This window comes from Pseudomonas veronii, assembly GCF_002028325.1.
Lineage (GTDB): Bacteria > Pseudomonadota > Gammaproteobacteria > Pseudomonadales > Pseudomonadaceae > Aquipseudomonas > Aquipseudomonas veronii.
In genome coordinates this window covers 2,854,735-2,880,541 of record NZ_CP018420.1, presented here as the reverse complement: position 1 = coordinate 2,880,541, position 25,807 = coordinate 2,854,735, and the positions used below count along the sequence as shown (strand labels likewise).

The 25,807-nt window shown below is 61.8% G+C and carries 21 protein-coding genes; 11 read left to right on the top strand and 10 right to left on the bottom strand.

What is annotated here, in order from left to right; all coding sequences use genetic code 11:
- Positions 1-110: 110 nt before the first annotated feature.
- Together PverR02_RS13430 and PverR02_RS13425 are read left to right on the top strand one after the other, a co-directional pair.
- Positions 111-3,488 (top strand): ATP-binding protein, encoded by a 3,378-nt coding sequence (locus tag PverR02_RS13430; RefSeq protein WP_079443615.1) that lies wholly within the window; start codon positions 111-113, stop codon positions 3,486-3,488.
- Entirely contained in the window at positions 3,469-4,167 is a 699-nt protein-coding gene (locus PverR02_RS13425; protein WP_079443614.1) for a response regulator, read from the top strand. Before PverR02_RS13430 ends, PverR02_RS13425 begins: the two co-directional genes overlap by 20 nt.
- Here the strand turns inward: PverR02_RS13425 and PverR02_RS13420 are convergent.
- A complete protein-coding gene (locus PverR02_RS13420) occupies positions 4,164-5,276 on the bottom strand; it encodes an HD domain-containing phosphohydrolase (RefSeq protein WP_079443613.1) in 1,113 nt (370 codons plus the stop codon). The genes PverR02_RS13425 and PverR02_RS13420 overlap by 4 nt on opposite strands.
- Positions 5,266-8,127, bottom strand: a complete 2,862-nt coding sequence (locus PverR02_RS13415) for an ATP-binding protein (protein WP_321572494.1) — start codon at positions 8,125-8,127, stop codon at positions 5,266-5,268. Before PverR02_RS13415 ends, PverR02_RS13420 begins: the two co-directional genes overlap by 11 nt.
- A 396-nt stretch (positions 8,128-8,523) precedes the next feature.
- Here PverR02_RS13415 and PverR02_RS13410 point away from each other — a divergent pair, with 396 nt between their 5' ends.
- Complete coding sequence (locus tag PverR02_RS13410) at positions 8,524-9,402, top strand: GGDEF domain-containing protein (protein ID WP_057004789.1); 879 nt, start codon at positions 8,524-8,526, stop codon at positions 9,400-9,402.
- Between the two features lie 418 nt (positions 9,403-9,820).
- Here PverR02_RS13410 and PverR02_RS13405 read toward each other — a convergent pair whose 3' ends face one another.
- Positions 9,821-10,651, bottom strand: coding sequence for an IclR family transcriptional regulator (locus tag PverR02_RS13405; RefSeq protein WP_046383761.1), 831 nt, complete (start codon positions 10,649-10,651; stop codon positions 9,821-9,823).
- Positions 10,652-10,893: 242 nt separating this feature from the next.
- Between PverR02_RS13405 and PverR02_RS13400 the strand changes: the two genes are divergently transcribed.
- From PverR02_RS13400 to PverR02_RS13370, 7 genes are read left to right on the top strand one after another with little or no spacing between them, the layout of a single operon-like run.
- Positions 10,894-11,922, top strand: coding sequence for an ABC transporter ATP-binding protein (locus tag PverR02_RS13400; protein WP_079443611.1), 1,029 nt, complete (start codon positions 10,894-10,896; stop codon positions 11,920-11,922).
- Positions 11,919-12,764: an ABC transporter permease gene (locus PverR02_RS13395; RefSeq protein ID WP_046383763.1), complete on the top strand. Its 846-nt coding sequence runs from the start codon at positions 11,919-11,921 to the stop codon at positions 12,762-12,764. Before PverR02_RS13400 ends, PverR02_RS13395 begins: the two co-directional genes overlap by 4 nt.
- 4 nt (positions 12,765-12,768) lie before the next feature.
- Positions 12,769-13,563 carry an ABC transporter permease gene (locus tag PverR02_RS13390; protein WP_079443610.1) on the top strand — a complete coding sequence of 265 codons (795 nt, stop codon included), beginning with the start codon at positions 12,769-12,771 and terminating at the stop codon, positions 13,561-13,563.
- Positions 13,563-13,853 carry a (2Fe-2S)-binding protein gene (locus PverR02_RS13385; protein WP_046383765.1) on the top strand — a complete coding sequence of 97 codons (291 nt, stop codon included), beginning with the start codon at positions 13,563-13,565 and terminating at the stop codon, positions 13,851-13,853. Before PverR02_RS13390 ends, PverR02_RS13385 begins: the two co-directional genes overlap by 1 nt.
- Positions 13,850-15,193 (top strand): FAD/NAD(P)-dependent oxidoreductase, encoded by a 1,344-nt coding sequence (locus PverR02_RS13380; protein ID WP_079443609.1) that lies wholly within the window; start codon positions 13,850-13,852, stop codon positions 15,191-15,193. Before PverR02_RS13385 ends, PverR02_RS13380 begins: the two co-directional genes overlap by 4 nt.
- Entirely contained in the window at positions 15,190-16,287 is a 1,098-nt protein-coding gene (locus tag PverR02_RS13375; RefSeq protein ID WP_079443608.1) for an NAD(P)/FAD-dependent oxidoreductase, read from the top strand. The genes PverR02_RS13380 and PverR02_RS13375 overlap by 4 nt, the downstream gene beginning before the upstream one ends.
- 14 nt (positions 16,288-16,301) lie before the next feature.
- Positions 16,302-17,333: an ABC transporter substrate-binding protein gene (locus tag PverR02_RS13370; RefSeq protein WP_079443607.1), complete on the top strand. Its 1,032-nt coding sequence runs from the start codon at positions 16,302-16,304 to the stop codon at positions 17,331-17,333.
- A 23-nt stretch (positions 17,334-17,356) separates the two neighbouring features.
- On the opposite strand, the gene nadE is transcribed toward PverR02_RS13370, so the two are convergent.
- Genes nadE through PverR02_RS13355 form a run of 3 tightly spaced genes read right to left on the bottom strand, consistent with a single transcriptional unit; the run spans position 17,357 to position 20,050 of the window.
- Positions 17,357-18,172, bottom strand: a complete 816-nt coding sequence (gene nadE, locus PverR02_RS13365; protein WP_079443606.1) for an ammonia-dependent NAD(+) synthetase — start codon at positions 18,170-18,172, stop codon at positions 17,357-17,359.
- 1 nt (position 18,173) lies between these two features.
- Positions 18,174-19,391: a nicotinate phosphoribosyltransferase gene (gene pncB / locus PverR02_RS13360; protein ID WP_079443605.1), complete on the bottom strand. Its 1,218-nt coding sequence runs from the start codon at positions 19,389-19,391 to the stop codon at positions 18,174-18,176.
- 11 nt (positions 19,392-19,402) lie between these two features.
- The gene (locus PverR02_RS13355) at positions 19,403-20,050 is read right to left on the bottom strand and encodes a nicotinamidase (protein WP_046488398.1); all 648 of its coding nucleotides are present in this window, start codon (positions 20,048-20,050) and stop codon (positions 19,403-19,405) included.
- 145 nt (positions 20,051-20,195) lie between these two features.
- On the opposite strand from PverR02_RS13355, the gene PverR02_RS13350 reads away from it, so the two are divergent.
- Positions 20,196-20,888: an NUDIX hydrolase gene (locus PverR02_RS13350; RefSeq protein WP_079443604.1), complete on the top strand. Its 693-nt coding sequence runs from the start codon at positions 20,196-20,198 to the stop codon at positions 20,886-20,888.
- Between the two features lie 95 nt (positions 20,889-20,983).
- Here PverR02_RS13350 and hemN read toward each other — a convergent pair whose 3' ends face one another.
- The 4 genes from hemN to PverR02_RS13330 all read right to left on the bottom strand — a co-directional run bounded on the left by hemN (position 20,984) and on the right by PverR02_RS13330 (position 25,622).
- The gene (hemN, locus tag PverR02_RS13345) at positions 20,984-22,369 is read right to left on the bottom strand and encodes an oxygen-independent coproporphyrinogen III oxidase (protein ID WP_046383783.1); all 1,386 of its coding nucleotides are present in this window, start codon (positions 22,367-22,369) and stop codon (positions 20,984-20,986) included.
- Positions 22,366-23,676 (bottom strand): oxygen-independent coproporphyrinogen III oxidase, encoded by a 1,311-nt coding sequence (locus tag PverR02_RS13340; protein ID WP_046488404.1) that lies wholly within the window; start codon positions 23,674-23,676, stop codon positions 22,366-22,368. Before PverR02_RS13340 ends, hemN begins: the two co-directional genes overlap by 4 nt.
- 90 nt (positions 23,677-23,766) lie before the next feature.
- Entirely contained in the window at positions 23,767-24,210 is a 444-nt protein-coding gene (locus PverR02_RS13335; RefSeq protein ID WP_046383785.1) for a CopD family copper resistance protein, read from the bottom strand.
- Positions 24,211-24,305: 95 nt separating this feature from the next.
- Positions 24,306-25,622 (bottom strand): OprD family porin, encoded by a 1,317-nt coding sequence (locus tag PverR02_RS13330; RefSeq protein WP_079443603.1) that lies wholly within the window; start codon positions 25,620-25,622, stop codon positions 24,306-24,308.
- Between the last annotated feature and the right edge of the window lie 185 nt (positions 25,623-25,807).

Genomic DNA, 25,807 nt, shown 5'->3' with positions numbered 1-25,807 from the left:
ACTGACACAGCGTCATCGGGAGCAAGCTCCCTCCCACATCTGGCTCCCAACGCAGTCGAGGGCATGGAACTTGCTCACTCCCTTCGTCCACTCTGCGGAGCCTCACCATCGTGCAATCCCCTCCCGGCACCCAGCGCATCGTCAAGATCCGCCGCGACTACAATTCCTGGGTCGCCGACGAGACCATGGAAGACTACGCCCTGCGCTACACCCCCAAATCCTTTCGCAAGTGGTCGGAGCTGCGCATCGCCAACACCGCCCTGGGCGCGGTGTCGTTCCTGGCGCTGGAGGCGATCGGCGGCGTCTTGGTGCTGAGTTACGGCTTCACCAACACCTTCTGGGCGATCCTGGCCATCAGCCTGGTGATCTTCCTCACCGGACTGCCCATCAGCTATTACGCCGCCCGCTATGGCGTGGACATGGACTTGCTGACCCGTGGCGCCGGCTTCGGCTATATCGGTTCAACCATCACCTCGCTGATCTACGCCAGCTTCACCTTCCTGTTCTTCGCCCTGGAAGCGGCGATCATGGCGCTGGCACTGGAGTTGTATTTTCATATCCCGCTGGCCTTCGCCTATGTGATCTGCTCGCTGCTGGTGATTCCGCTGGTGGCCTACGGCGTCACGCTGATCAGTCGCCTGCAACTGTGGACCCAACCGCTGTGGCTGTTTTTGCTGGTGTTGCCCTATGGCTTCGTGTGGTGGAAAAACCCCGACGCGTTCAGCGACTGGACCAGCTTTGTCGGGCGCAGCGGCGACGGCGGCGGTTTCAACCTGCTGGCGTTCTGCGCCGCCTGTACCGTGGCGCTGTCGCTGGTGACGCAGATCGGCGAGCAAGTGGACTACCTGCGCTTTCTCCCGGAAAAGACCGCCGCCAACCGCAAGCGCTGGTGGGCCGCCCTGCTCTGCTCCGGCCCCGGCTGGATTATCCCCGGCGCGTTGAAGATGTTTGGCGGCGCGTTCCTGGCGTTCCTTGCCCTGCAACATGAAATCCCCATGGAACGCGCCGCCGAGCCGACCCAGATGTACCTGGTCGCCTTCCGTTATGTGTTCAGCTCGCCGGAGTGGGCCCTCGGCGCCATGGTGCTGTTCGTGTTCATCTCGCAGATGAAGATCAACCTGACCAACGCCTACGCCGGCTCCCTGGCCTGGTCGAACTTCTTCGCCCGCGTCACCCACAGTCACCCCGGGCGCGTGGTGTGGCTGGTGTTCAACGTGGCCATTGCGTTGATGCTGATGGAGCTGGGCGTGTTCGATGTGATCGATCAGGTGCTGGGGCTGTACGCGAATATTGCGATTGCCTGGATCGGTACATTGGTCGCCGACCTGGTGATCAACAAGCCCCTGGGACTGTCGCCCAAACACATCGAGTTCAAGCGCGCGCACCTCTACGACATCAATCCGGTGGGTGTCGGCTCGATGCTGATTGCCTCGCTACTGTCGATCCTCGCCCACTTCGGCCTGTTTGGCGCCCTGGCCCAGGCCGCGCCGCCCTTCGTCGCCCTCGGCACGGCGCTGGTGATGGCGCCGCTGTTGGCCTGGATGACCCAGGGCAAGTACTACATCGCACGCACCAGCGACGCCCAATTGATTCACCCGGTGGCACCCGCCACCCATGCGGTCTGCGGGCTGTGCAGCAACCCGTTCGAGACGGCGGACATGGCGTTCTGCCCGGCCTACAGCACGCCCATCTGTTCGTTGTGTTGCTCATTGGATGCGCGCTGCGGCGACCGTTGCAAACCCCATGCGCGGCTGGTCAGCCAGTTCGAAGGCGTGCTGCGCCGGTTGCTGCCCAACAGCCTGATGCCGCGCCTGCATACACGGCTGGCCCATTACCTGGGGCTGTTATCGGTGCTGGTGCTGCTGCTCGCCGGCGCCCTGGCCTTGATCTACGTGCAGGCGGCCCAGGGTTTGCCGCATTCCGAGACCTTGTACCAGGCGTTCTTCAAAGCATTCCTGACCCTGTCGGTGCTGGCCGCCGTGCTCGCCTGGTGGGTGGTGCTGACCCGCGAAAGCCGCCGCGTCGCCCAGCAGGAATCCGACCGCCAGACCCTGCTGCTGATGCAGGAAATCGACGCCCACAGCCTCACCGACCAGGCCCTGCAACAGGCCAAGGAAGCCTCGGAAGCCGCCAACGCCGCCAAGAGCCGCTACGTCACCGGGCTGTCCCACGAGCTGCGCACACCGCTGAACAGCATCCTCGGTTTCACCCAGATCCTGCAGCGCGACAGCGCCATGCCCGAGCAGCACCAGGACGCACTGGCGACCATCCTGCGCAGCGGCTCGCACTTGCTGTCATTGATCGACGGCCTGCTCGACGTGGCCAAGATCGAGGCCGGCAAATTGCGCCTGGAACTCACCGAAATCCCCTTCCCCGAACTGATCCACGACCTGGAGCAGATGTTCACCCCCCAAGCCCAGGACAAGGGCCTGCGCTTTCGCCTGGACTGCGTCGGCAAGATCCCCGCCGTGGTGCGCGGTGATGAAAAACGCGTGCGCCAGATCCTGATCAACCTGCTCGGCAATGCGGTGAACTTCACCGACAGCGGCGAAGTGTGCCTGCGGGTCAGCTACATGCGCGAGACCGCCAACTTTGAAATCATCGACACCGGCATCGGCATCGACCCCGGGCAGATCGAGCGGATCTTCCAGCCGTTCGAGCGCGGCGACCTGATGCGCCAGGACAAAGGCGTAGGCCTGGGACTGACCATCACGCGCATGCTCACCGCGCTGATGGGCGGCGAGCTACGCGTTACCAGCGAGCTGGACAAGGGCACCTGTTTCCAGGTGCGCCTGTTCCTGTCCCAGGTGCGCGCGCCGCAGGCGGTGGTGCATGTGGAACACGACATCATCGGCTACCACGGCGCACGCCGGCGCATTCTGGTGGTGGACGACCATGTGGACCACCGCAAGGTGCTCAGCGGCATGCTCACGCCTCTGGGCTTTGAGGTGATCCAGGCGAGCAACGGCCAGGATGCGATTCGCCAGGTCGCGCTGCTAGCGCCGGACCTGATCCTGATGGACCTGTCGATGCCGACCCTGGACGGCCTGGAAACCAGCCGGCTGATCCGCCGCAATGCGCTGTCCACCGCGCCGATCATCGTGATCTCGGCCAACGCCTTTACCGACGACCGCGAGCGCAGCATCGCCGCCGCCTGCAACGACTACCTGGCCAAGCCGGTGCGTACCCCGGAACTGCTCGGACGCCTGCAACAACACCTCGGCCTGCAATGGCTGCGGCGCACCAAAACCTTCGTCGCGCCGCCACCGCCCAGCGTGCTGCCGAGCGCCGACGACCTCGCCGTGCTCGCCGAACTCAGCGCGATCGGCTACGTGCGGGGCCTGCACGAAAAACTCGACACGATCCTCGAACACCGCCCGGACGCTGCACCGTTCATCAGCAAAGTGCGCGGGTTGCTCAAGGGTTTCCGCCTGGATGAACTCAACCGAACCCTCAAGGAGGCCGAAGATGAATGTACTCACCCGTAGCACTGAACCCGGCGTGGTACTGATCGTCGACGACACCCCGGACAACCTGGCCATGCTCTCCGACGCCCTCGACGACGCCGGCTACATGGTGCTGGTGGCGCTCGACGGGCTCAGCGCGCTGAACCGCGTGCAACGCCGGCGCCCGGACCTGATCCTGCTGGACGCGATGATGCCGGGCCTGGACGGTTTCGAGACCTGCCGCCGGCTCAAGGCGTTACCTGCCAGCGCGGACATCCCGGTGGTGTTCATGACCGGGCTGACTGACAGCAAGCATGTAGTGCAAGGCTTTGAAGTGGGCGGCAGCGACTACGTGACCAAGCCGATCCAGACCGACGAGGTGCTGGCGCGGGTGGCGGCGCATTTACGCACCTCGCGCATCCTGCTGTCGGCGCGGGCGGCGACGCAACCGAGTGTGTTGACCCTGGAGGATGAGCCGGCGCACAAGCTGTTGTCGGCACGCTTTCAACTGACCGAGCGCGAGGTCGAGGTGCTGCGCTGGGTGGCGTGCGGCAAGACCAATCGGGACATCGGCGATATCTTGGGGCTGAGCCCGCGGACGGTGAACAAGCACCTGGAACATGTGTATGTGAAGTTGGGGGTGGAGACGCGCACGGCGGCGACGTCGGTGGCCTTGGCCGCGATGAGCCCGAGCCGGGCGCCCATGTTGGCGACGTTTTAATGTGGGGGCTGGCCAGTGCCCGCATCGGCTTGTCGTTGCTTGTGTACGCCAGCCAGTTCGGCGTCATCCTCGATGAGTTGTTCAACCGGGCCGAAACAGCGGCGCATCACCGTCACCAGCTCCGGATCAAAATGCACGCCCGATTGTTCAAGAATATAGGCCTGCGCCCGCTCAGGGCTCCAGGCCCGCTTATAGGGACGTTCCATACGCAACGCGTCATAGACATCACACAACGCGACAATCCTTGCCGACAGCGGAATGTCCTTTCCGGCAAGCCCTTGCGGATAGCCGCTGCCGTCCCATTTTTCATGGTGACCATAGGCAATGTCCGCGGCCATATCGGTCAGGTCCGTGGCGTGTGCATCTTGCAGGATTGCATGGCCGATGCGCGGATGCTCCATCATCTGCTGGCGTTCCGGCACGGTTAATGGGCCTTCCTTGTGCAAGATCCGATCAGGAATGCCGATTTTCCCCAAGTCATGCATCGGCGCCGCCAATCGAATCAGCTCGCACCACCTCTGCGGCATACCGATTGCTTCGGCCATCAAGGCCGCGGTTTCGCCAATGCGCAATACATGGGCGCCCGTTTCATCATCGCGATAGCAGGCCGCACGACTCAATGCGCGGATCATGGCGCAATAACTTTCCTGCAACTGAGCGGTGCGCTCAAACACCCTTTGCTCCAACTCGCTGTTCAGGTCTTGCAGTTGGCGGGTGGCATGGGACAAGCGCAGAGCGTTGCGTATGCGCAATAGCAGCTCGGGCAAATCCAACGGTTTGGTCAGATAATCGTTGGCCCCCAGTTCAAGGCCGAGACGCCGGCTTTGCGGCTCGCTCAATGCCGTCAAGATAATCACGGGAGACCTTGAGCGATTGCGATCGCTGAGTTGGCGCAGAATCTCAAACCCATCGGGCGCGGGCATATCCAGATCCAATAGCAGCAGATCCCACGGTTGCTCTTTGAGCCAAACCAGCCCGCTGGCCGAGTCGGCGAAACTCAAGACGTTGCGCAAACCAAAGGCTTTCAGGCTGGACTCCAGCAAGCGCAGGTTCGCAGCCACATCATCGATAATCACAATTCGGGTATCGGCGGGGATATCACTGAACATTCGGTTTCTCCACTTGCATCATCGCGCGTATGAGTTCGCGTAGCTCATTGGGTTCCAGCGGTTGTTTAAGCACTGCTTGAAACTCACACCCCAACGTCGCGAGCAGGTGTGGTGATGTACACAGCAGAATAAGAAGGATTTGATCGCCACCTGGCAAACGTCGTAACCGCGACAGCGCATCGGTCAAGTCATTTCCCAGTAAGTCACAGTCAATCAGCATGACGTCCGGCGCCGTGTCGCGCCGTACCTGCTCCAGACACTGCGCAAGCGTTCCGTGGCGCAGGTCCACCATGCCCGTCAACGTGTCTTCAAGACAGCGCAGCGTCTCGTCGTCCTGCCCCACGAAACACAGCGAGAGCAAGCGCTTATGGACCTTGGTTGCCGCGATGCCTTGGGGCAGATCGACCCAAAAGCGACTGCCGACGCCCGTTTCGCTGATGAGCCCCATGCTGCCGTTCATCAACGTGGCGAGTTCTCGGCACAACGCAAGGCCGATACCGGTGCCTTGGATTGCGGTGTTTTCCTGGCCCAAACGCTGGAACGGCTCGAACAGCGCGCCTTGCAGGGCTGCGGAAATACCTGCACCGCCATCTTCGACAAACACCCGCACGCGCTCCTTGCCATGGAGTTCAGCCCCCATGAACAAGCGACCGTGAGGGCGGTTGTACTTGATGGCGTTGGACAGCAGGTTCAGCAGGATCTGGCGCAGGCGCCTGGCATCGGCCAGCACACTCAGCGCGGGGCTCGTCGACTGCAACTCAAGGTCAAGACCCGCAGCCTTGGCCTGGGAACGGACCATTTCGGCACATTCGCGCATCAGTCCGTCGACCTCCAGGACACGCATCTGCAAGCGCGGCGCCTCCGCCTGCAGGCTCGACCAGTCGAGCAAATCGTCGACCAGGTGAGCCAAGTGCTGGCTGGCGCCCAGGATCTCATCAAGGGATTTGGCCTCCTCCTGCCCATCGGCCACTTGCAGGCGCAATAACTGGGCGAATCCATGAATCGAATTCAGCGGTGTGCGTAATTCGTGGCTCATGCTGGAGATAAAACGCGACTTCGCCTTGCTCGCCCCTTGCGCTTCAAGGGTACGGCGACGCAGATCCTCTTCAACCTGTTTAAGCGTGTCGATATCGACAAACGTACCTGCGGATAAACGCATGCGCGCATCGAGAGATTCGATCAGGCGTCCACGACACAAAAACCAGATCGGCGAGCCATCAGGCCGCAATAAACGTAACTCCAGGTCGATCACCGATGCGGTGCCGGTGCGCAACGCGTTGAACGCCCGATCAAGCGCCTGCACATCTTCGGGGTCGACGTGATCGTAAAAACAGAAGCGCTCCAGTTGGCACGCCGGCACCCCGAAACGGGTGCAGAACGCTTCGCTCAACGACAGGCGATCAGTATCCAGGCGGTATTCCCAGAGCCCGGCGGTGATGCTTTCAACGACAAGATTGAGGCGGTTCTGCGCCGCGTTGCGCCGTGCTTCACTGGATGACAGTTGGGCGCCCATTGACAGCACGTTGCCCGCCATTTCATCCAGCTCACGAATGCTCGAACGCGCGCGCTGCGGGAGCCACTGGCCGTTGCCAATTTGCTGCAGCATGTCTCTGATATCGCGGATCGGCCGCCGCAGGCTATGGCTCAATTTGCGCGCACGAATCCACATGTAACTGAAGAACGCGAGGTAAAACATCACCAGGCCGGCAATCATCAAATAGCCGATGTTGCGGTAATGGAGCGCCAAGCTGTTCGTGGCCGCCATGACGTCCTCTTCATCGGCGACCGCCAGCAATCGCCAGCCCGCCGGCTTCACTTCGGCCCATGCGACCAGATGGGTGCGCCCGTTGAGCACGATTTCGGCGCTGCCACGACTATTGCGCGCGACAGCGGCCGCCAACTCCCGAGGGTCCACCGCGTCGATCAGATTTGAACCCGCAAGGTTGACCGCGCCTTCATTCGTGGCCTTTGCCCCCGAACCACTCCAGTTGCCTTTTTCAAAGTCATGTTCGGCTTCGGGCGGTAACACCATGATCTTCATGTCCGCGCCGACGAGCATCAAGTACCCGCCCCACGGCACCTTAAGCGTGGAAATTTCTTTCAGCAGATCGCCCACGGTGATATCCAGCCCGACCACGCCTTCGAGAAAGTTGCGCTCATAAACAGGCGCGATCGCGGACATCATCAAGCCATGACCCGCCGGGTCGAGGTAGACGTCAGTCCAGCGAACCCCTCGCTGCGGGTTATGTTCGGCATCGGCCAGATAATAAAAGTTATAACCGGGTATCTGCATATCATGCGGATATTGTTCATCGGCACGAATCCACGGATAAATCCGGTTGTAACTGTCCCACGTATTGAAATAGACACTGGCGACCATCGGTTCATGATCTTTGATCGCACGCATCAATGGGTCGAGGCTGGACAACTTCTGCACTTTACCCAGGTTCTGTTGCGCGACAGGTGTGACCGACGAGTAGAACGACGCCGCTCCGCCCAGGTCTTTTCCACTGTAAAGAGCCCCATCAGCAGAAGTGCTTAATGTTTCACTCAAGGGTGTTGAAGCGGCACGCAGTGAGTTAGCCGTCATATCCGCAAATAGCTGAGTGACATCGGCGATGTGGGTTAATTGATCTTGAATGATTCGGGTGTTCTGGTCGGCAGTTGCGCCAAGGCTTTCAATTGCACTGCGTTCCAAATAATCGAGTTGCGATACACGGATCGCCTGATTGGTCAGCAGGTAACAAGCAATCAGAATCGTCTCCACCAGGACCAACGGGATTAATGCACTCTGCATGAACGCCCGCCAGATCCACTGACGCAAGCCTATTTGAGAAGAGCTTTCATTCACTACCAGCACTCCTGCAAATGGCATCAGCCTGTTATTTGAATAGTGGCAATACGATGTCAAAAAAACGATAGCTCATCCGGTGAAGCGTTTCCATACTTTTTATGAGGGCAATCATTGAAAATGACTGGAGCGCTGTACTGCGCGCCGCAAGCGAAATGGAAGAATCAAGCGCGGCGGTCAATCGTCTGCTGACTGAGCTTGGCTCGCACCAAGGCGGATAAATCCAGGGCAAACAGCTTCCGCGTTTAGGCAGACACCATCGCACCAAGCAAGAGTGGCATGAGGTCGTATTCGCCTGGCATACGTGCTCCCATACTTGCCGGTAAGATTACTCGCCGCAGGCCTTATCGATCAGGCTATGATCGCGCTCTATGAATCGGATATGCCCCATGACTTATGGCCGTTGACCTACAAGCGCTCTACCCCAAACTGATCCATCTGATGTTGGATACAGTGTTTGTGGTTGATAGAGACGACCACATTGTTTTTGTGAGTGATGCCTGTGAGGCCCTGCTGGGTTACCGTCCTGACGAGCTGAACGGCACCCCTATCACCCGCTATATGCATCCTGAAGACCTGGCTAGCACACGGGACTCGATTGCCCGCGTCATGAATGGTCAATTCCACTTCGATTTCCGCAACCGTTACATCCGTAAGGATGGAGGCGTCGTGTACATCCTGTGGGCGGCATTCTGGTCGGAAGAGGTTGGTGCAAGGATTGGCGTCGCACGCAACGTGACGGCTTTGACTCAGGCCGAGGAGGAGTTACGTTTCCTCGCGCATCATGATCCGCTGACAAAACTAACCAACCGCTCGATTTTCAGTGATCGACTGAAATCTGCCCTGCACGTCGCGCACCGTCACAATAGTCAGTTGGCTTTGCTGTTTCTGGATATCAATGACTTCAAGAGTATCAATGACGTCCATGGCCACGCCGCGGGGGATCGTATTCTTTGCATGATTGCCCGACGTCTAGAAAGCTGCATACGTGAGACGGATACCGTGGCCCGGATGGGCGGCGATGAATTTACGGTGCTGTTGACCGATATCCAGTCGAGAGACGCCATTTCCAAAAAGTTAGAACAGATTCACGACGTCATGGCTGCGCCACTACCGCCTGAATTCGGCGCACTCAAGATGCCGTCGTGCAGTATCGGCGTTGCCTATTATCCCGAGGACGGCAAGGATGCCGACACACTGCTCACCTACTCGGATAATGAAATGTACCGGATGAAAAGGCATCGTTTTTTAGACAATAAAGAGCCCGGTACATAAGTCAAACTCAAGAAGTGCGTCCGCCCGGCCAAGTCATCCAGCGGACGGCGCAAAACCAAGACATGGTATTCACTTACGTAGTCACCCGCCCATCAGATGACAAATCGTCGAGGGCAGTTGAGTGGTTGGATCAATCCGAGGCAGGTGCGGGTTCTTGCTTCGGTTGGCTCTTGCTGAGAACGAACCACACCGCTAAACAAATAAGCCCGCCGCCGTAAAAAAGTTGTTGCAGTAGTTAAGGGGAAAAGGCCAACTATACGGAAGCCATGGTGAACGCCTCTAAGTTTGGAGTCTCACCGTAAGGGTGTTCGAAATGTACCCGCACTCCGATTCTTGCTGCCGAAAACGGATGTGCGTCAAGGGGCTTGGACGCTACGCTCTGGAGCTGGCGCGCTGCAGGTCTCGGTATCTGGATGACCTACCCACCAAAGGTCTGTGAGGGCCGGCGCAGCGTCGGATCAAACGGATTGATCCGGGGCCCGATCGCCGCCGCTTCGCGCTTGAGCAACTCCACCACCATCGGCAGGCGACTCGGCCCCAACCGGTCACTGATGGTCGCCACGCTCAATGCTGCCACCGCATGGCCGTCCCGGTTCAGGATCGGCACCGCCAATCCCGCCATGCCTTCCAGCACGCCGGTATTGCGCGCCGCATAACCCAGATTGCGCACGTTCTCCACTTCCGAACGCAACAGCACCTCGTCATACAGGTGAAAATCCTTGAGCCTTGGCAAGTTGTAGCGGATCACCGTCTCGCGCTCTTCCTCCGGCAAAAAGGCCAGGATCGCCAGGCTGCCCTGCCCCACGCCCAATGCCACGCGCCCGCCGATATCACCCGTGAAAGTACGAATCGGGTACGGGCCTTCGCTGCGGTCCAGGCAAATCGCATCAAAGCCGCTGCGCGCCAGCAAAAACAATGAATCCCCCAGGGACGCACTGAGGCGCAGCATGCTCGGCCTTACCAGGTCGCGCAGGTTGCCGGTCTTGCCCGCGTTCGCCGCCAGAGCGAAGAACTCCAGGCTCAGGCGATAGCGTTTGCTGCGCGCGTCCTGCTCGACCATACCTTCATCCATCAGGCTGCGCAGCAGGCGGTGGGTGGTGGGTTGGGACAGGCCGACCTGTTGTGCGAGCTGGGTCACGCGTTCGCCGCCGTCGGGCACGCCGCCCAAGGTACGCAGCAATGCGAACAAGCGAGACACGCCGCCCGCACCCACTTCCTTGGTATTTTCATTCCGCTCAGTAGAATTCATAACGTGTTATCTCATCAATAATTCTTGTCAGTGAATAAAACTGAAAAAAACACTCCATTCAGTGAAATTCCATCTTTCGCCCATCCTAGTCTTCGTCCTAATCTGCGTCCACAGGGGCGAAATGAACAACAACCGGCAGCCGACTCAAGATCGAGCGCCAACGCACCCGCAACACCCTTTTCGCATCTGCCCAAAACAAAAAAGCGCGTTTCGACGCGACTCAAAAAAGGTGGAACGCAGACATGGCATTTCTCCAACTCAACGCCTTGAGCAAACGCTACGGCGCCGTCGACGCGGTGGTCGCCACTGACCTTGCGGTGGAAAAAGGCGAGTTCGTTTCCCTGCTCGGCCCCTCGGGCTGCGGCAAGACCACCACCCTGCAAATGATCGCCGGCTTCGTCGACGTGAGCGCTGGGCAGATCCTGCTCGACGGTCGCGACATCACCCACGCCAAGCCCGCCAGCCGTGGCCTGGGCGTGGTGTTCCAAAGCTATGCGCTGTTCCCGCACATGACCGTGCGCGACAACATCGCCTTCGGCCTGAAGATGCGCAAAGTGCCGGCCGCCGAGATCGCCGCCAAGGTCAAGACCGTGCTGGAGCTGGTGCGCCTGGCCCCCCACGCCGACCGTTACCCCCGGGAATTGTCCGGCGGCCAGCGCCAACGCGTGGCCCTGGCGCGCGCGCTGGTGATTGAGCCGCCGGTATTGTTGCTGGATGAGCCGCTGTCCAACCTCGACGCGAACCTGCGCGAAGAGATGCAGTTTGAAATCCGCCGCATCCAGCACGCGGTGGGCATCACCACCCTGATGGTCACTCATGACCAGGCCGAGGCGCTGTCCATCAGCGACCGTGTGGTGGTGATGCAGGCCGGGCGCGTGACGCAGATCGACGTGCCCTACAAGCTGTATGAACACCCGCGGACGCGCTTTATCTCGGACTTCGTCGGCAAGGCTAACCTGCTGGCCGGCGATTACGACGCACGCGGCATCCCGCAGGTGCGCCACGCCGCGGGTGACGGCGAACTGGTCTTGAGCCTGCGCCCGGAAAAAATCCAGCTGGTGGGCGCAAGCGAAGGTCGCCTGCAAGGCCAGGTGCTCGACCGCTACTTCTTCGGCAGCCAGTGGCTGTACCGAATCCATACCGCGCTGGGCGAAATCACCGTGGTGCGCAGCAACGACGGCAGCGCGCCGCTGGGTAGCGGCGCGGCAGTCGGCCTGGACTGGCAAGCCGACTTGCTGCGGGTGCTGACGGCGGATGAGGTGCACCCATGAGTCGCGGCTATCTACTCTCGCTGCCGGCGTTGCTGCTGTTCGCCGGGCTGCTGATTCTGCCGCTGGGCCTGACCCTGGTGCTGTCGTTCAACGTGTTCGACTACCAAGTGGGGGTTAAGGCCGATGAGTGGACCTTGGCTCATTACCTGGCGTTGTTCAGCGACGCGTACTTCTACGAAATCTTCTGGCGCACCTTCTGGATCAGCGCGCTAGTGACGCTGCTCTGCGTGGTGATTGGCGTGCCCGAAGCCTACATCCTCAGCCGCATGGGTACGCCGTGGCGCTCGATCTTCCTGATCCTGATCCTCACGCCGTTGTTGATTTCGGTGGTGGTGCGAGCGTTCGGCTGGAGCCTGCTGCTCGGCGCCGACGGGCTGGTCAACCAGGTGATCCAGGCATTGGGCGGGCGCCCGGTGAAGCTGTTGTACACGCCGTTCGCGGTGATCATTGCGCTGGTACACGTGATGCTGCCGTTCATGATCATTCCAGTGTGGACCTCCCTGCAAAAGCTCGACCCCTCGGCCGAACAGGCGGCTTTGTCGCTGGGCGCGAGCCAGGCCACGGTGATGCGCAAGATCGTGTTGCCCCAGGTAATGCCGGGCGTGCTGTCCGGCACCCTGATCGTGTTCGGCCTGGCCGCCAGCTCCTTTGCGATCCCCGGCCTGCTTGGTGGGCGGCGCCTGAAAATGGTCGCCACCGTGGTGTACGACCAGTACCTCTCGGAACTCAACTGGCCCATGGGCGCGACCATCGCGGTGGTCCTGCTGTTGGTCAATCTGCTGATCATGCTGAGCTGGAACCGCATGGTCGAAGGCCGCTACAAAAAGTCCCTGGGGGTTTAAGCGCATGTCCAGAAACGGTCCTTTGGCCCTTGGCTTCCACGGCCTGGTGGTGGTGTTCATGATGGCGCCGCTGGTGGTGGTGTGCCTGGTGGCCTTCACCCCGGAAAATACCTTGAGCCTGCCCACGTCGGGCTTCTCCCTGCGCTGGTTTCGCGCGGTGTTCGAGCGTGCCGACTTTATCCAGGCGTTCTACAACAGCCTGATCCTGGCATTTACCGCTGCAACCCTGGCGACGCTGATTGCAGTGCCGGCGGCGCTTGCAATCAGCCGGTATCAGTTCCCGGGACGTAACTTCTTCAGTGCGTTGTTCCTGTCGCCGATCATCATCCCGCACCTGGTGTTGGGGGTGGCGATGCTGCGGTTGTTCGCCTTGATGGGCGTCAACGGCAGCTTCACCTGGCTGATGCTGGCGCACGTGGTGATCATCACGCCCTATGTGCTGCGCCTGGTATTGGCGGCAGCGATCGGGGTCGATCGCAGTGCCGAGCAGGCGGCCGAATCGCTCGGTGCCGGACGCTTCACGCTGTTTCGCCTGGTGACGTTGCCGATGATCCTGCCCGGCGTGGCCGGCGGCTGGTTGCTGGCCTTCATCAACAGTTTCGACGAAGTGACCTTATCGATCTTCGTCAGCTCGCCGGCCACGCAAACCTTGCCGGTGCGTATGTACGTGTACGCCACCGAATCCATCGACCCGATGATGGCGGCAGTGTCGGCGCTGGTGATTGCCCTCACGGCGGCGGCCATGATTGTGCTCGACCGGGTCTACGGCCTGGATCGCGTGCTGGTGGGAAAACATTGATGGCCTTGTTCAAACGATTGACCGAAACCGCACGCCCTGCCCTGGCGTTTACCCTCGACGGGCAACCGGCCACAGGCTTGCTCGGCGACACCCTGCTGACGGCGGTACTGACCTGCGCCGAGCACCTGCGCGGCAGCGATTTCAGTGCCGAACGCCGCGCCGGGTTTTGCTTGATGGGCGCCTGCCAGGACTGCTGGGTGCGCCTGGCGGACGGACAACGCGTGCGCGCCTGTTCGACCCTGCTGGAAGAAGGCCAGGCGATCAGCCGCGACCCGGGGCGCCAGCTATGAAGCCGGTGGTGATCGTGGGCGCAGGCCCGGCAGGAATCAGTGCCGCGCGCACCCTGTTCGACCACGGCGTAACGCCGTGCCTGGTGGACGAAAGCCTGCGCGGCGGCGGGCAGATCTATCGCCGCCAACCCCTAGGCTTCCAACGCACCGCCAGGCAAATATACGGATTTGAGGCGGGTAAGGCCGAGGCCGTGCATCGCACCCTGGATGAACTGGCGCCGCTGATCGACTACCGGCCCGAAACCCTGGTGTGGAATGCCGAGGATCGGCGCCTGGACCTGTTGAACAATGGTCACGCAGCCAGCGTCGAGTATTCGCGAATCATCGTCGCCACCGGCGCCACCGACCGTATCCTGCCGGTGCCGGGCTGGACCTTGCCCGGTGTCTACAGCCTGGGTGCGGCGCAAATCGCCTTGAAGTACCAAGGTTGCGCCATCGGCGAACGCGTGGCGTTTTGTGGCAGCGGGCCGTTGCTGTATCTGGTGGCGTATCAATACGCCAAGGCCGGCGCCGATGTGGTCGCCGTGCTCGACAGCGCGCCGTTCAGCGCCCAATGCCGCGCCTTGCCGGCGCTGCTCGGACAACCGGCGACCTTGGCCAAGGGCTTGTATTACCGCGCCTGGCTCACGGCCCATGGCGTTCCCGTGCATCAGGGCGTGACGCTGCAGCAGATCGACGGTGAACAACGGGTCAGCGGCATACGTTGGCGCAAGCACACCCTGGCCTGCGACGCCGTGGCCTTCGCCCATGCGCTGCGCAGCGAAACGCAGTTGGCGGACCTGCTCGGTTGTGAATTTGCCTGGAATGCCTTGAACCGTGCGTGGCTGCCGCAACGGGACTGTGCCGGGCGCAGCAGCGTCGACGGTGTGTACCTGGCGGGCGACGGTGCCGGGATCATGGGTGCCGATGCCGCGCAGATGGCCGGTGAGCGGGCGGCGTTGGCGGTGCTGGCGGATGCAGGCGTCGCGATCGATCATCAGCGCCCGGCCCTGCTTGAGCGGCAATTGGCGCGCATCCAGCGCTTTCGCCAGGGCCTGGAGACGGCGTTTCCCTTCCCGGCAGACTGGGCCGCGCAGGCGCCGGACGACTTGATGCTGTGTCGCTGTGAAGAAATCCGGGTTGGCGATATCCGCACCGTGGTGGATGACGGTCATTGGGAAATCAATCGGGTCAAGGCCCATTGCCGGGTGGGCATGGGCCGCTGCCAGGGGCGCATGTGCGGGCTGGCGGCGGCTGAAATCGTCGCCGAGCGCAGCGGTCGCGGGATAGAAGACGTCGGGCGTTTGCGCGGCCAGGCCCCGATCAAGCCGCTACCGTTTGGCGTGGAGGTGCAGCCATGATCGACGTCATCGTCCTCGGCGGCGGGATTGTCGGTGCGTCGGCGGCCTTGATGCTGGCGCACAAAGGTCAGCGTGTGGCGTTGGTGGAACGGGACTTCTGCGGCTCGCACTCCAGTGGCGTGAACTATGGCGGCGTGCGGCGCCAGGGACGGCCGTTGCATCAGTTGCCGTTGTCGCAGCGCGCCCATCAATTGTGGGCCGACCTGCCCGGCTTGATCGGTATCGATGGCGAATACGTGCGCTCCGGGCATTTGAAACTGGCGCGCAGTCATGGGGATTTTGCCGCGTTGCAGGCGTATGCCGAACACACGCGGGGCTTTGACCTGAGCTTGCAGTTGCTCGATTACGCCGAACTGCGCGCACGTTTTCCGTGGGTCGGGGATATCGCAGTGGGTGCGTCGTTATGCCCCGAAGATGGCCATGCCAACCCGCGCCTGGTATCCCCCGCCTTCGCCCGTGCCGCGCAACGCCTTGGCGCGTGTGTCTACGAGCAGGCCGAGGTGATCCGCATCGAACATGACAGCCGCCAGTTCCAGGTGGATTGCGCCAACGGCCTGCACCTGCAGGCACCATGGCTGCTCAATTGCGCCGGCGCCTGGGCAGGGACCGTCGCCGCGCAATTCGGCGAGCCGGTCCCCATGACGTCTGCGCACCCGGCCATGCTGGTCACCGAGCCGCTGGCCGTGGTGATGAACGTCAGCACCGGTGTCGAAGGCGGCGGGATTTATGCGCGCCAGGTGGCCCGGGGCAATTGCATCCTCGGCGGCGGTCGCGGTTTTGCGCTTGGCCCCCGGCAGGCGCGGCCCGGGCAAGCGGCGGTGCTGGAGATTCTGCGCCATGCCGGCGAGCTGTACCCGTTTCTCAAGGGTGCCCAGGCGATTCGCACCTGGAGCGGCACCGAAGGTTACCTACCCGATCATGAACCGGTGATCGGCCCCAGCAGCACCCAGCCTGGCCTGCTCCACGGTTTCGGCTTTGCCGGCGCAGGGTTCCAGCTGGGCCCGGCGGTCGGTGAAGCCCTGGCAGAGATCGTCTGCACAGGGGCCAGCCGGCAACCCATCGAAGCGTTTTCCATCCGTCGTTTCCAAGCCTGAGAGGAAAAACATCCATGAATACTCGTATTGCGCTGTCCTGCTTGTCCCTCGCTCTGCTCGCCTCCACCGCCCATGCGGCCCCGACGCTGTACCTGGGCATGAACGGCGGCACCATGGAACGGGTGTATGCCGACAAGGTGCTGCCCGCGTTCGAAAAGGCCAATAACGTCAAGGTGGTGATCGTGCCCGGCACGTCGTCGGACATCCTCGCCAAGGTCCAGGCCAACAAAGACAACCCGCAGATGCATGTGATGTTCCTCGACGACGGCATCATGTACCGCGCCATCTCCATGGGCCTGTGCGACAAACTGGCGCCGAGCCCGACCCTGGAGCAGATCCCGGCCAAGGCGAAAATCAAGGACCAAGCCGTGGCCGTGACCCTCGGCGTCACCGGCCTGGGCTACAACGCCAGGCTGTTCAAAGAGAAAGGCTGGGCTGCACCGACCTCGTGGATGGACCTGGCCGACCCGCGCTTCAAGGACAAAGTGGTGTTCCAGTCCCTGGCCTCATCGACCTTCGGCCTGCACGGTTTCCTGATGTTCAACCGCCTCCAGGGTGGCTCAGAGACCAACGTGGAACCGGGCTTCAAGGCCTGGCCCAAAACCGTCGGCCCCAACGTGCTGGAGTACATCGCCAGCTCCGCGAAAATCTCCGAGATGGTGCAAACCGACGAAGCGGCAATCTTCCCCCTCACCCCGACCCAGGTCGCCACCCAGAAACTGCTCGGCGTGCCGATGGAATACGCGCAACCCAAGGAAGGCGCCGTGGTGCTGAACGTGGCCGAATGCGTGATCGCACGCAACGACCAACCGGAACTGGCGCAGAAACTCGCGGCCTTCCTGCTGACCGCCGAAGCCCAGGCGCCGGCGCTGGAGGAAGGTGATCAGATCCCGTCAAACCCGACCACGCCCACCAGCGACAAGACCCGCGCCCGAGTGGAGGCGATGCAGGGTTATTTGCAGACGGCGATTTCGATTGATTGGGACCAGGTGAACCAGGCGCGGCCGGAGTGGAATGCGCGGTGGAGTCGGTCGATTGAGCGGTAGCGTTTCATCCGCCTGCTCGGCGCCTACCGAGGTGCGATGGGTAGCGCGCGTTTGTGGGCGGTCTTCAGATAGGCTTGCTCCACAATCGTTCGCACCCGTTCGCCCACCGGCTCACCCATCAGGTAGGCGTCGATCTCTTCATAAGTGCAGCCGTATGCCTGCTCATCCAGCTTGCCCGGTGCCAGCTCTTCGAGGTCGGCGGTAGGTTGTTTGTGCACAAGATTCGCCGGGGCACCGAGGGCATCAGCCAGCAGGCGCACCTGGGTCTTGGTCAGGCCCGACAACGGGGCCAGGTCGCACGCGCCGTCGCCGAACTTGGTGAAAAACCCCATCAATGCTTCGGCGCCGTGGTCGGTGCCGACCACCAGGCCGTTGTGCAGGTTGGCCATCGCGTACTGCGCGATCATGCGGGTGCGGGCCTTGACGTTGCCTTTGATGAAGTCGACCTGTGCGGCGCTGGCTTCGGTGGCGGTGAGGCAGGCCATCAGGCCGTCGACGCTGGCGGCGATGTTGAGGGTGTCGATGTGGTCGGGGGTGATGAAGGCCAGGGAGGCCTGGGCGTCGCTTTCGTCGGCCTGGGTTTTGTAGGGCAAGCGCAGGGCGATAAAGCCTGCGGCGTAGTCTTCGCTGCGCAGTTGCTCTACCGCCAGTTGGCAGAGGCGCCCGGCCGTCAGCGAATCGACGCCGCCGCTGATGCCCAGCACCAGAGCCTTGCAACCGGAATGGCGCAGGGTGGTTTTGATGAAGTCGATACGCCGTTGGATCTCCCGGGGCGCTCCCCCCTTGACCAACGAGCGGTTGATATTCAGTTCCAGGGCAATACGGTCCTGGGTTTGCATGTCACACCTCCACGCGGCCGACGTTGAATACTTGCGTTGCGTACCGCAAAAACGAAGCGTCTTCGCAGACATTCTTGATCGGGTCATCCGAGAATTTCACCACCGGCTCACCGTGTACCCGCACCAGTTTCATCACGATGCTCAGCGGCTCGACGCCTTCCACATCGCAGGCCAGGCTGGTGCCCATGCCGAAGCCGAACCTGGCCTTGCCGCGCACATGGCGCAGGATCGGCAGGCATTTCTCGAAGTTCAGGCCGTCGGAGAACATCAGGTCCTTGGTCATCGGGTCGATACCCAGTTGTTTGTAGCGGGCCAGGACTTTATCGGCCCAGACGATAGGGTCGCCGGAGTCCTGGCGCAGGCCGTCGTAGAGCTTGGCGAAGTACAGGTCGAAGTCCTTCAGGAAGAAGTCCGTGCTGATGCAGTCGGTCAGGGCGATACCCAGGCGGCCGCGGTATTCACGTACCCAGTTTTCCAGGGCGGCGTTCTGGCTTTCGCGCAGGCGGCCCAGTTGCTGGTGCACCATCAACCATTGGTGGGCCATGGTGCCGATCAGCGGCAGGTCGAACGCGTAGGCCAGGTGCGCGTTGCTGGTGCCGACGAACTGGCCGGGGAAGTCGCGGCGCATGATGTCCACCACTTCGCGCTGGGTCTTGAACGACAGGCGCCGGCGCGTGGAAAAGTCGGAGACGCGCAGGTCGGCAAGTTCGTCGCGGCTGAGGTTTTTCTCCAGCCAGTCGAATTTCTGGTAGAGCTTGCGGGTGACGTCCTCCAGGCTCACATCGGGGTATTTGTCACGGTTGCGCAGCTCGCTGACCAGCGCCAATACCGGCTGTTCGAACATGATGCAGTGCAACATCGGGCCGACGACGCGGATGTTCAGTTGGCCGTCGACTTCGCTGACGTGGATATAGCGCAGGTTGAAGCGGAACAGGCCGAGGAAGCGCTCGTAATCCGGCGTGAGGTATTCGCGAAAGCGTGGGTTGAACAGAAAGCGCAGCTCGCCTTCGCGCATCTGCAGGCCGGCGAGTTTTTCCAGTTCATCGCGCAGTTGCGGGATCAAGTGGCCCAGTTTTTCCTTGGAACGGACGATGAAGTTGTACTCGACGTCGACATTCGGATGCTGGTGCAACACAGCCTGCATCATGGTGAAGGTGTAGTAGTCGGTGTCGAGCAAACCCTGGATCACCGGGGTTTCGTAGTCGTAGGCACTTTCCATGGCGTATCTCCTTAACGCGTGGCCATCGCGGCCAGTTCTTCGCGGGTGCGGCTGATGCCGGCACCGGCCTTGAGCAACTCGTTGACGGCCTGTACGCCGCCCTCCTGCGTAATACCGCGGCACGCCGGCAGGTGCAGCACCACTTCCAGGCCGGCCTTGAGCAGTTGCAACGCGGTGGTCTTGACGCAGTAGTCGAGGGCCAGGCCGCCGACGATCACGCGGCTTACGCCCTGGGCCTTGAGGTACTCGATCACGCCCGTGGACAGCTTGTCGTGCAGGTCGTGGTAGCAGGCGCCGTAAGGGTGCAGGTCGGGTTCGACACCTTTCCAGATGAAGTAATCGTAGTCATACGGGGTGGGCAGTTCGTCGAGCAGGGTGAAGCCCTCGGTGCCCGGCACGCAGTGGCTGACCCAGGTGACATCGGCGTGAGCCAGGCCGGTGGGTTGCAGCATCTCGCTGTGTTGCTTGACCACCCACGGCGCATGCGGAGTGTGGGCGTCCTTGCTGCCGACACGGTAGCCCGCGAGGCTGGCCATGTAGTTGAGTTCGGCACCGATGAGGTCCCCTTCGGCCACTGGCAATTCGTTGGGGCACAGCGGCGTAAAGCTCTTCTGGGCGTCGACGTCGAATGAAGCGATGGCATGTTTCGAGAGGGTCATGGCGGGTCTCCTGTGGCCTGAAAACAAAAGTACACGTCATGTACTTTCATTGCAAGAAAGATTTGTTTATCTAGGCTTTAGTCAGTACATGACATATTTGTTCGATCCGTTAGACTGTGCCCCCCGCTGTTTAGAAGGACTGCACATGCCACTTAGCGCCTACCTCCACACCGTCGACCTGTGCGTGCTGTTCTACTGCCGCGCGGCAGGAGAACTGAAGCTGCTGCTGAACAAGCGCGACGCCGAACCCTTCGCCGGGCATTGGGCCCTGCCGGGTATGGTGGTGAATGGCGACGTGCAGGACCTGAGCCTCACGGATGCCGTGGAGCGCCTGCGCGCGAGTGACAAAGTCGGCCTCGACCTGGTGTGGAGCGAGCAAGTGGGTACGGTGGGCGACGCGTTCCGCGACCCGCGTTGCTGGTCGTCGTCCACTTTCTACCTGGCGATCATCGCGGATGAGGTGACGCTGGGCGAGCATCAAGGCTGGTTTTCGCTGGATGCGGTAGCCGACGGCCGCATCAAGTTGCCGTTCGATCACAACGCCATCGTGGCCGCCGTGCAGGAGCGGTTACTGTCCAAGTCGCTGTACAGCAGCTTGCCGCTGATGTTCCTGGGCCAGGAATTCAGCGCACCGGAAGCGACGGCGATCTTCTCACTGGTGCTCGCGCGGCCGGTGTTGAAGACCAGCATTCGCCAGCGTTTGCTGAAGCTGACTGAGCAGGAGTATTTGCGGGAAACGGGGCGCAAGAAACAAGGCGAAGGCGGCAGGCCCCAGGCGACGATGGAGAACTTGAAGCCTGGGAAGATTTATTTCTTCGATCGCAGTTTTGCCGACTAGCCCAGTATTCAAAAACAACCACGATCAAATGTGGGACCGCGCTGCGGGCGGACATGGCGATCAACAGCTCCCACAGCGGATACAGGCCTCTTCGCTTAAACCGTGCGGGAAAACTGGCCTTTGTGCGCGCCGCCCAGGTAGGCGTCAAAGGCCATCGCCACGCTGCGCACCATCAGTTGGCCCTTGGGTAACAGTTGCAGCGCATCGGCCTGGATCAGCAATAACCCGTCCGCCACCTGCTCGTCCAATTGCAGCAGTGCCTCGGCGAAATAGTCGTTGAAGCGCACGCCATGGGTGGCCTCGATCTGTGGGAAGTCGACTCGACCATCACACATCAGGCCATTGATCACCTCGCGGCGCAGTACGTCATCCGGGTTGAGCCGATAGCCGCGCTGCACCGGCAGCATCCCCGCGTCGAGTCGGGCGTAGTACTGGGACAGTTCCTTGACGCTCTGGCTGTAGCTGTCACCGACTTTGCCGATGGCCGACACGCCGAGGCCGATCAGGTCGCAGTCGGCGTGGGTCGAATAGCCCTGGAAGTTGCGCTGCAAGGTACCGTTGGCACGGGCCAGCGCCAGCTCGTCGTCGGGCAAGGCGAAGTGGTCCATGCCGATGTAGACGTAACCGGCCTCGGTCAGGCGGCGGATGGTCAGTTCCAGCAGTTCCAGCTTGCGCGCCGGCGGCGGCATGTCTTCGGGGCGGATCATGCGCTGGGCGCGGATCTGGCTCGGCAGGTGTGCGTAGCTGTAGGCCGCCACCCGATCAGGGCGCAGGGCGATCAGCTTGCTCAAGGTCACGTCGAAGCTGTCCACGGTTTGCAGCGGCAGGCCATAGATCAAGTCGACGCTCACCGACTTGAAGCGCGCCTCACGCGCTGCGGCCACCAGTTGCAGAATCTGCGCTTCGCTTTGCACACGATTGACCGCCGCCTGCACGTCGGGGTCGAAGTCCTGCACGCCGAAGCTCAGGCGATTGAAGCCCAGGCCGCGCAACGTGTTGATCCGCTCAACGCTGATGGTGCGCGGGTCGACCTCGATGGAGAACTCATGGGCGTCGCTGTCATCCAGGGTGAAGTGTTCGGCCAGGCAGGCCATCAGCTCGGCCAATTGCGCGTCGTCCAGATAGGTCGGCGTACCGCCGCCCAGGTGCAACTGGGTCAGGCGCCGGGAACGCTCGAACAGCGCCGCCTGCATCTGGATCTCACGCTTGAGATACGCCAGGTACTCCACGGCCCGATGGGTCTTGCGGGTGATGATCTTGTGGCAACCGCAGTAATAGCAAAGGCTCTGGCAAAACGGGATGTGGATGTACACCGACAACGCCTTGGGCGCGGCCACCTCATGGCTGGCGCGGACCGCCTGGTGATAGTCATCCAGGGCAAAGGCGCTGTTGAACTGCGGCGCGGTCGGGTACGAGGTATAGCGTGGCCCCGGTCGGTCGTATTTGTGGACCAGGGCACGGTCGAATTCAAAAGCACTCATGTGTCGATCACCTCGTCGTTGGCGCTGACCGGGGTGGCGAGCACGGCACGTTCAAACAATGCGCAAATACCGTCCACCTGTGGCAGGCCGGCGGGCAGCAACCAGATGAACGTCGGGGACAACTCGATCAGACCGTCGCGGTGCAGCGCTTCCAGCAACGGCCAGAGGTAGGCGAAATAGCGTGCGAACACCAGGCCGTAGCGCCGTTCCACCGCCTGCACATCCAGCTCCAGGTCACAGGCCAGGCGTTCGGCCACGTGCAGGCGCACCGGGTCAGAGGTTTCGCGGAACCAGCCCCGGCATGTGGCGAGCTGACCATTGCCCAATTGCTCACGGTACTCGCGGGCATCGGCCGTGTTCTGCGCGCACAACGTGTCGATCTGGCTGATGGCGCCCACGCCGAAACCGATGTGGTCGCAGTAACCGTGCAGGGTGAAGCCTTCGCAGTTACGGCTCAGGCGCCCGCGTTCCTGGGCTTGCTTGAGGTCGTCGTCGGCACGGGCGAACTGCCCCAGGCCGATGTAGTGATAGCCCGCCGCGGCCAGGAGCTGGAAGCAAATACGGCGCATCGCGCTCTTATCCGCCTCGCTGCTGAACGCCTGGGGTTGTTGGGATTGATAGCGCACAGGCGCATGGGCGTAATCGAATACCTGCAAGCGATCCGGCTCCAGGGCGATCAGGCTGGCCAGTTTCAGCTCGATACTGGCCGGGGTCTGCCAGGCATGGCCGTAGCCGAGGTCGATGTTCACCGAGCGAAACCCGAAGGTGCGGGCCGCATCCACCAGCGATTCGATCGGCGCCGGGTCCTGATACCGCGCCTGGCACAGCGGCCCCTCGCGGTTGGCGTCCGGCACGCCGATGCTTGCATGGTTGAAACCTTGTTCGCGCAGCAGGCCCATGGTGGCCCAGTCCGTGTGCCCGGGGTCGAGGTCGACGCAGTAGTCACCCCGGTCGTGGTCGAGAAAATTGAAGCGCTCGTGCAACTGCGCCATCAACTGCTGCACCTGGGCGAACGCCGGTGTGGTGCCGCGCAGGTGAAAGTGATCGACCGGCTGGCGGCCGCCGAGTTGGCAGCCGATCAGTTGGATTTCCTGGGTGAGGCTGTGCAAATACTCAGCGCCAACGTCGCCCGCCGGCCAGTGCAGGTTCAATGCCAAGGGCCGCTGGCACTGGCGGCTGTTGCGCAAGGCGCGCAACAGGTCAAGGGAGCCGACACCGGCATGGAAGCGACGGGTGTCCGTTTGGCAAGCCAAGTCCAACACGCCTTGATCGTGACGAAAGCGAGCGGGATGAAGAAGGGTACGCATGACGGACTCCGGTTCGGGCGGCGGTGGTGCATTGTCCGGTGCGCTTGGGCCACACGCCTTGATGTGCATCAAGGTCGCAGCCCCGCCCGTCTACCAGTTCAGGTAAAACATGCCCTTGGCCAGCAGCACAATGGCGACCATGTGCGCGAACAGGCTCAGATGCACCCAGCGGACATAACGCGCACTCACCGAGCCCCAGCGCATGCGCGCCATGGTCAGCAGAAAATGCAGGAGCACGCTGGCCGCCAGGATCAGCTTGAGGGTCAGCAAGGTGCCGAAAGCCGAGGCCGACGGCGCAGCCAGCACCGGCAGGTAACGCAGCCAGACCATGCCCAGGCCCGCGCCGAACAGTACCAGCAACACCCACGGCATCAATACCCGGGCACGCTGGCCGACGCCCTGCTCCACCAACACCATCACCCGCGCCGGCAATTGCCGGTGCAGGTGCCCCAGGATCAGCACCTCGAAAAACACCGTGCCGATGAAGATCAGCGCGGCGAACAGGTGAGCCACTAAAAACACGGGGTAAAGCATGGTGGCCTCTCAAGGGGACCGGCCGTTGGGACTTCAGTGTGCGGCCTGGCGCAACGCGTGGCCTTGATACCGATCAAGCGTTGCGAGAGTGCGGCTTACAGCAGTGGGATGCTGTAGCTGACGATCAGTCGCGTCTCGTCCTTGTCGGCCGTGTCGTTACCGCGCCACACCGCACCGCGCCAGGTCAGGCCCAGGCCCTTGAACGTGCCCGAGGGGATCACGTAATCGACACGCAGGTCGCGCTCCCACTCGCTGTTGTCGCGACCTGCCGTCTGGATGTGGCTGCCGCGGATGTAGGTCACGCTCGAGCGCAGGCCCGGAAGGCCAAGGCTGCTGAAGTCGTAGGCGTAGCTGCCTACCGTGGCCTGTTCCCCGGCATTGACGAACTTCAGCGACTGGGAGTTGGTGATCAGGTACAGCGAACGACCCTGCCCCTGGTTGATATGCGGAAAGTCACTTTCACCGGTGGTCTTCTGATAACCGAGACTCAGCGAATGCCCGTACAGGCCGTAAGTGAACAGCGCACTCCACAGGCGGTTGTCGACCTTGCCGGCGTTGACGCCCGCACCGTAATACCCCGAGCTGACATAGCCTTCGCCACGCCCGGCGGCGCTGGCGTTCTTGCCGTCGGCGGTGCTGTAGAAATAGCGCAGGTCAGTCTTGAACTGCCCCACCGGCAACTGCCAGTTGTGGATCAGGCCCAAGAAGTGCTGCTGGTAAAAATTCTCCAGGTTGGCGTAGTAGTACTGCAGTTGCAGTTGCTTGCTGACGGCATAATCCACCCCACCGTAGTAGAACTGGTTGCTGGACTTACCCTTGACCGGATCATTCGCACCGACAATGGACATGCCCTGGCCGTTACTGGAGTTACGGTCCAGTACCTGCTCGATTTTACCGGCGATCAGGTTGAAGCCCTGCAGGTCCTTGGAGTCCACTTGATAGCCACGGAACGTCTGCGGCAACAGCCGGCCGTCTTCAGTCGTCAGCACGGGCAGCTTGGGCATCAGCGTGCCGGCTTTGAACTGAGTCTGGGAGATACGCATCTTGCCGGTGGCGCCGGTCTTGCTGAAGTCGTTGGCGGCCTTGCCATCGGACAACGGGAAAACACTGCCGGGGGTGTTGTCTTCACCAGCCTTGCCCGCGCGCCCCGAGGCGTCCAGGCGCAGGCCATACATGGCTTGCAGGTCCAGACCAAAACCGACCAGTCCCTCGGTGAAACCGGACTGGTAGTTGAACATGAACGCCTGGCCCCACTCCTTATCCGTAGGGGCTTTGGCGTTTCGGGTGTCCTGGTTGTAGTAGAAATTGCGCAGGTCGAGGCTGGCTTTGCTGTCGTCGATAAAACCCGACGCAGCCACCTGCTGCGCGGCGCCCAGGGAGACGGCGAGCGCCATGCAAGTCTTGTGGTTCATGAAGGCTCCTGAAAGTAATTGAGGCGACCCGTCACAGCCCAACCCTGTTCTTTGTCAGTCGGGTGGTGCTGCATCTAACGGGTGCGCGCACGGTATAGCGTTGGGCGGCCGGGAAATAGTCGCTAAAACCGTCATTCAGTTTTTCACTTTTTGTAACAATCGCCGGAGCCCGCGAGCCTCGCCGG